This is a genomic window from Pseudoalteromonas sp. APC 3691, assembly GCF_030408135.1.
GTDB lineage: Bacteria > Pseudomonadota > Gammaproteobacteria > Enterobacterales > Alteromonadaceae > Pseudoalteromonas.
Genome location: NZ_JASDCB010000031.1, coordinates 41,231 through 47,519 on the forward strand (window position 1 = coordinate 41,231; position 6,289 = coordinate 47,519).

The following is a 6,289-nucleotide window of genomic DNA, read 5'->3' on the forward strand; positions in this document are numbered from 1 at the left end:
TAACATGAGCAACCTTGTTATTCGAAAAGCGCTTAGCAGTGATTTAAATGCACTGATTGACGTTGAAAATGCTTGCTTTAATAACGATAAATTGAGCCCGCGCAGTTTAAAGCGCTGGCTAAGTGCTAAGCATGGTATTTTACTCGTTGCAGAAAATGGCGAGCAAATATGCGGCTATGGGCTAGTGTGGTGCCATAAAGGCACACGTTTAGGGCGTTTGTATTCGCTTGCTGTAAAACCCACAATGCAAGGTAAGGGGATTGCAAAGGCATTGCTTACTAGCCTTGAAAAAGAAACGTGTGAGCACGGGCGTATTTACCTGCGTTTAGAAGTGGCTGTAAATAACGAAGGTGCGATAGGGCTTTATAAAAGTTTAGGTTACAGAGTGTTTGGCCAATATAGCGATTATTACGATGACCACAGTGATGCACTACGAATGCAAAAAAACATTCGACAAACGAGTGAGTTAAAAGTGGCGCGTTTAACGCCGTGGTATCAGCAAACTACCGAGTTTACATGCGGACCTGCTGCACTATTAATGGCAATGGGGGCACTTGAGCCAACAACTGAGCTTAGCCAATCACATGAGTTAGCACTTTGGCGTGAAGGTACCACCATTTTTATGACATCGGGTCATGGTGGTTGTCATCCGTTTGGTTTGGCACTTGCCGCTAATAAGCGTGGTTTTAAAAGCGAGGTAATGGTTAATACCACAGAGCCTTTGTTTTTAGATGGCGTACGCAACGAAAACAAAAAAGTGGTACTTGCCACCGTGCATCAACAATTTGTAGATGGTATTGCACAGGCAAATATACCGCTTACGTATAAAGATGTAGAGCTTGAGCATATTGAGCAGTGGTTAAGTAAAGGCTTTAGTGTGCTGTTATTAATTAGTACATACAGTTTTGATGGTAAAAAATCGCCACATTGGGTGTGTGTTACGCACCTTGATGAGCACTGCGTGTATGTTCACGATCCGTTTTGTGAGCCGGGTAGTGATAAACAGCTCGCAATAGATTGCCAATATGTACCTATTGCGCGAAGTGATTTTAGTAAAATGTCAGCGTTTGGTAGCCAACGTTTACGAACGGCGGTGGCTATAGCTAATAAAATATAAGGTTAACAGTGACTTTTTTAGATTTAATTGATGTAGCCCCGTATTCGTGGGCAGCTATTGGTACTGCAGCTTTTTGCGGTGCCATTATTGGTATAGAGCGCCAATTGCGCGGCAAACCTGTAGGTATTCGCACCTCTGCGTTAATAACCTTGGGTACGTATTTGTTTTTATCGACCGCGTTTAATTTACAAGGGGATGTGATAGATCATTCTCGTGTAGTTGGGCAAATAATTACAGGTATTGGCTTTTTAGGGGCTGGCGTTATGCTCGCAAAAGATGGTGCGGTAGTTGGTGTAACCTCTGCTGCAACCATCTGGGTGCTTGCATCAATAGGCGTTATGATAGCGACCGAAAACCTTGGCGCTGCAATAAAGCTCTCGGTGCTGGTGGTCGGTATTTTATACGGTGTAGACGTACTCGAGGCTAAATTTAAAAGCTTAAGCAAAGGCGTACACACTAAAGTAAAAAACTATCAAAAACGCTATTATCGAAAAGAATTTAACGACTCAGAACGCCACTAAAAGTGGCGTTTTTTATTAAAGCCTGACTGTTTGAAAATGAATAGCGTCTTCAAGCGGGGCAGGGCGGCCTATAAAGTAACCTTGCACGTTATCAACGCCCAGCTTTCTCAGCGTACTTAATTCTTCTTGATTTTCTATTCCCTCTGCAACTATTGAGCAATTAATTGCTTTGGCAAATCCGCATAGTGCCTTAGCTAATAAAAATTTTCTACGATCTGTATTTATATTTTGAGTAAGGCTTATGTCTAACTTAATGATATCTGCCTCTAATTCTAAAATATGCTGAAAAGATGAAAATCCAGCACCTACATCATCGATAGCGAGTTTTACACCTCGGTTTCTTAATGGTTGAAGTGCGGTTCGCATCGCTTGGTAGTCTAAAATAGGTGAATGTTCAGTCACTTCTAAAATTATTCTATTACAATCGATGCTTTGTAATACTTTGTCTATTGAGCCTGATAAAATATGCTGAGGTGAAGTGTTGATAGTGATATAAGCTTTTTCATCAAATTTATCCAAGCAATGTAATGTATTTTGTATAGCAAGTATCTCTAATGCTTCTCCTAGACCTAGCTTTTCAGCATCTTTAAACCAAATGTCAGGTGTTTTATAGGGTTCAATAAAAAAGCGTGACAGAGACTCATAACCCGAAAGTTGATTGGTTGATAAATTAAATATGGGCTGAAAATAAATCGTAATATCGTTTGTTTTTATAATATTTTCAATAAGCGATTTTGACTCATTATTTAAAATGTTAGATTGGACATTTTTTTCGATTAACTCTGTAGCTATTTCAGAAATTAACCTAAGAAATGACAAATCTTTGTCGTTCAAGGTATTATCTAATATGGTTTTATAACAGCAAAAAGTGCCATAAACTTTTCCTGTAGATAACACAATAGGTACACCTATATAAGAGCCAATATTTAGCTTTTCTGTAACTGGCATGTTACGGGTTATAGGGTGCTCAAGAGTATTTGGGATTATTTGTTCTAGCTCGTTATCGGATATTTTTTTACAGTAAGTTTCGCAAATTGGATCTGAATCACCCACGGATACGCAGGTATTTGTAGTTTGGTTATCTACCACTTTAAAAACGCGATCAGTATTGGTGAATTCTGAAATAAACGCGACTTCCATACTCAAATGTTTTCGTACGAGTGAAAGTAACTTTAATAACTTTGATTCAATAGAAGCATCGCTTTGTGGATCAAAAAGGTGCTTACTAAGTTTATCTTTCATGCAGTTACCTTGGTATGGCATAAATTATATTATTGATAAGAGTATAATTTATGTATAAAAAAATGCCAATTTAGAGTGCCGTCGCTGGTTATCCAAATAACTTTCGTCTAACTACTTTTCTGTAACCACTGGGTGTTTGGCTTAATACTTTTTTAAACACGCGTGTTAAATGCCCTTGGTCGTTATATCCCACTTCTAAAGCCACTTCTTGAATTGATAAATTTGATGATGCTAATAACTCCTTCGCACCTTCTACGCGTAATTGTTGCCAATACTCAATAGGGCTTTGATTAGTGGCTGCTCTAAAACGGCGGGTAAAAGTACGGTAGCTCAAGCTAAATTGGGCAGCGACTTCTTGCAGGTTTAACTCGGTGGCTAAATTGGTTTTTAGCCAAAACTGAATTTGCGCAATTAGCTCGTCGGGATGACGGTCAACTGCACCTTCTAAGTAGCGTTGATCTTCATAGGGTTTACGTATTTCGTGCGAAAAGTTTCGCTCTACATGTTGAGCGGCGGCTTTTCCATAGTACTGACTAATAATATGTACGATCACATCTGCAAGGGCATTAAGGCTTGCTACGGTGTACATGCGTTCTGATTGGGTTATAAAAAAGTCGGGTTTTAAACGCACTAACGGGTAGTCGTGGCTAAATTGATTGGCGTAGTGCCAATGGGTTGTAGCAGGGTGCCCATCAAGTAAGCCAGCCTCAGCTACTAAGCAGTTGCCAGTGCCTACACCAATTATATGGCTGCCTGCGCTAAAGCTCTCGCTTAGCCAATCAACTACGCCTTGATTTGTACGCACTACAGGGCGCGGGTTTCGCCAAATTCCGGGCACTATAATTAAATCACTGTAGGGGGCGTTAGTTGTTATGCAATCAGGAATTATCGCAAGGCCTGCGCGAGTGGGTATAAATTCAGCATTTTTAGCCACTAAATTTATAGCAAGCGGTCTAAAGCTTTGCTTATCAAGATGGCCTTTAGCAAAGGCCTCGCCGGCTCTTAACATCTCAATAGGCAGCGTTAAACTGGTAACTAATAAATGCGGATATACCGCTATAGCAATGTTTAGTGGTGGATTAGTGTTTTTTTCAGTCATATAAATGCTCCGACCAGTATATTTTGGCCTTTTGTGCTGAATATTTGGCTATTAAAGCACAATGCATAGTGCATAATCCATTTAAACTGCCTGTTCTTCTAATAACACGTTTTTAAAGGTAAATTATGACAGCATTACCCGTTATAGTAGGCATGGGTGGCATTAACGCCGCTGGCCGTACTTCTTTTCATCAAGGTTATCGCCGTATCGTGTTAGATAGTTTAAATGCTCAAGATCGCAGTGAAACATTCTTAGGCCTCGCCACACTGATGAATCTAGTAAGCGTTGTAAACGGCCAATTACAAGATACACAAGGTAATAATGTTGAGCAAAGCGACATAGAAGCACGCTTTGGTGAGCAAATTATTGCTGGTACGCTTATTCGTAAAATTGAAAAAGAACACTTTGATGCAGATGCCACACCGTGGCAGCAAAAAATGACACTAAACGCATCAAGCGATAACGCAATTGTGTTTGAAACGCGTGCTCGCGACTTACCTACACCTGTTCCAGCTAGCTGGCAAGTTGAAGAACTTGAAGGCAAAAAAGTAAAAGTAACTATTGCAGCCGACTTAGATGTTAAGCATGACTCAACACGTGATAATCCAATTAAATCTGCAGGGCAATTCCCGACTGGGTTTGATCCATCTGTTATGTATAACAGCCGCTATCAGCCTCGTGGTTTGCAAGCTACTATTTTTGCAGCTACCGATGCTATTAAATCAACAGGGCTTGATTGGCAGCATATTATGAATAGCGTAGAGCCAGATAAAATTGGTACCTATTCAGCATCAGTAATTGGCCAAATGGACGACAAAGGCTTAGGCGGTTTAGTAAAGGCGCGCCAACAAGGCGACCGTGTTAGCACTAAGCAGTTAGCACTGGGTTTAAATACAATGTCGACCGACTTTATTAACGCGTATGTTACGGGCAATGTAGGGACTACGTTTTCGACTTCGGGCGCCTGTGCTACGTTTTTATACAACTTACGTGCAGCGGTTAACGACATACAGGCAGGGCGTACACGTGTTGCGGTTGTCGCAAGTGTTGAATGTGCTATTACACCAGAAGTGATTGAAGGCTTTGGTAACATGAGCGCACTTGCAAATGTTGAAGGTTTGCGCCGTTTAGATAACTTATCAAGTGATGAAGAACCAGATTATCGCAAAAGTAGCCGCCCATTTGGCGACAACTGCGGCTTTACATTAGGTGAAGGCGCACAAGTTGCTATTTTAATGGACGATGCCTTAGCCCTTGAACTAGGCGCTGACATTATGGGCTGCGTACCGGATGTATTTGTAAATGCAGATGGCATAAAAAAATCAATCACGTCACCTGGTCCTGGTAACTATATTACCATGGCTAAATCGGCTGCTTTAGCAACGAGCCTTTTAGGCAAAGAAGCTTTGCAAGAACGTAGCTTTATTTTAGCGCATGGCTCAAGTACACCACTAAACCGCGTAACAGAGTCGCTGATATATCACAAAGTGGCACAAACGTTCGCTATTGATAATTGGAAAGTGACAGCGCCAAAAGCCTATGTTGGTCATACTATAGCTCCTGCAAGTGGCGACCAATTAGCGATAGCTTTAGGTGTATTTAGCCATAATATTATGCCGGGTATTACCACAATTGATAAAGTGGCTGATGATGTTTACACCGATCATCTTGATATTCGTAATAGCCATTACGAATGCGCTGATATGGATATTGCTTTTATAAATTCAAAAGGCTTTGGCGGTAATAATGCAACAGCTACCGTACTTTCACCAAAAGTAACAATGCAAATGCTCGCTAAGCGCCATGGCGATGAAGTTATGAGTAGTTACGCGCAGAAAAACATGGCAATTAAAGCCGCGCAACAAATGTATCAAGCTCAAGCTGATTTAGGCCAATATGAGCTTATTTACCGCTTTGGCGACGGACTTATTGACGACAACGACATTGTAATAGACGAGCAAAGTATTCAGTTACCGGGCTTTAAAAAAGCAATTACGTTTAGCACAACAAATTCCTATCAAGATATGTTTTAAGCACACATACTTGTTAGCAAGGCGCTTTTTAAGCTGTCTCTTGATCACAAGTCTGACTCAAGAGATTTTGCTAAATCGTAGCCTTCCAGGATGGCTTGTAACTTAAGCCATCCTTGCCATAACACTTTCACAGATGCACGCCCTGTGCGCTTGGTATCTTTCCAGCCTCCTAACTTTGCCAGTTCCTGATACGCCCATGACATATTTGGAGCAGTTTCAGGCAATGGTGTTTTTATTCTCTTTAACCACAATAACTTCCATGCTTTGGGAGATAACA

At 40.9% G+C, this 6,289-nt stretch carries 5 protein-coding genes and 1 pseudogene; 3 read left to right on the forward strand and 3 right to left on the reverse strand.

Features of this window, described 5'->3' with window-relative positions; translation table 11 throughout:
* The first annotated feature begins 4 nt into the window (after positions 1 to 4).
* Together QL998_RS11570 and QL998_RS11575 are read left to right on the forward strand one after the other, a co-directional pair.
* Positions 5 to 1,117 (forward strand): GNAT family N-acetyltransferase/peptidase C39 family protein, encoded by a 1,113-nt coding sequence (locus tag QL998_RS11570; protein WP_290192722.1) that lies wholly within the window; start codon positions 5 to 7, stop codon positions 1,115 to 1,117.
* An 8-nt stretch (positions 1,118 to 1,125) separates the two neighbouring features.
* Positions 1,126 to 1,638 (forward strand): MgtC/SapB family protein, encoded by a 513-nt coding sequence (locus tag QL998_RS11575; protein ID WP_024600291.1) that lies wholly within the window; start codon positions 1,126 to 1,128, stop codon positions 1,636 to 1,638.
* Positions 1,639 to 1,653: 15 nt separating this feature from the next.
* Here QL998_RS11575 and QL998_RS11580 read toward each other — a convergent pair whose 3' ends face one another.
* Both QL998_RS11580 and QL998_RS11585 read right to left on the reverse strand, forming a co-directional pair.
* Positions 1,654 to 2,880, reverse strand: a complete 1,227-nt coding sequence (locus tag QL998_RS11580) for an EAL domain-containing protein (RefSeq protein WP_290192723.1) — start codon at positions 2,878 to 2,880, stop codon at positions 1,654 to 1,656.
* An 88-nt stretch (positions 2,881 to 2,968) separates the two neighbouring features.
* Positions 2,969 to 3,979, reverse strand: a complete 1,011-nt coding sequence (locus QL998_RS11585) for a helix-turn-helix domain-containing protein (RefSeq protein WP_101217300.1) — start codon at positions 3,977 to 3,979, stop codon at positions 2,969 to 2,971.
* Between the two features lie 125 nt (positions 3,980 to 4,104).
* On the opposite strand from QL998_RS11585, the gene QL998_RS11590 reads away from it, so the two are divergent.
* Positions 4,105 to 6,012, forward strand: coding sequence for a beta-ketoacyl synthase (locus QL998_RS11590; protein WP_182195531.1), 1,908 nt, complete (start codon positions 4,105 to 4,107; stop codon positions 6,010 to 6,012).
* Positions 6,013 to 6,056: 44 nt separating this feature from the next.
* Here the strand turns inward: QL998_RS11590 and QL998_RS11595 are convergent.
* Positions 6,057 to 6,289, reverse strand: a pseudogene (locus tag QL998_RS11595) (IS4 family transposase); the annotation flags it as partial.

What these genes read in the sequence shown, in the direction of transcription:
- QL998_RS11570 (WP_290192722.1), top strand. Translation starts at nt 5, where the DNA reads ATGAGCAACCTTGTTATTCGAAAAGCGCTTAGCAGTGATTTAAATGCA.
- QL998_RS11580 (WP_290192723.1), bottom strand. Translation starts at nt 2,880, where the DNA reads ATGAAAGATAAACTTAGTAAGCACCTTTTTGATCCACAAAGCGATGCT.
- QL998_RS11585 (WP_101217300.1), bottom strand. Translation starts at nt 3,979, where the DNA reads ATGACTGAAAAAAACACTAATCCACCACTAAACATTGCTATAGCGGTA.
- QL998_RS11590 (WP_182195531.1), top strand. Translation starts at nt 4,105, where the DNA reads ATGACAGCATTACCCGTTATAGTAGGCATGGGTGGCATTAACGCCGCT.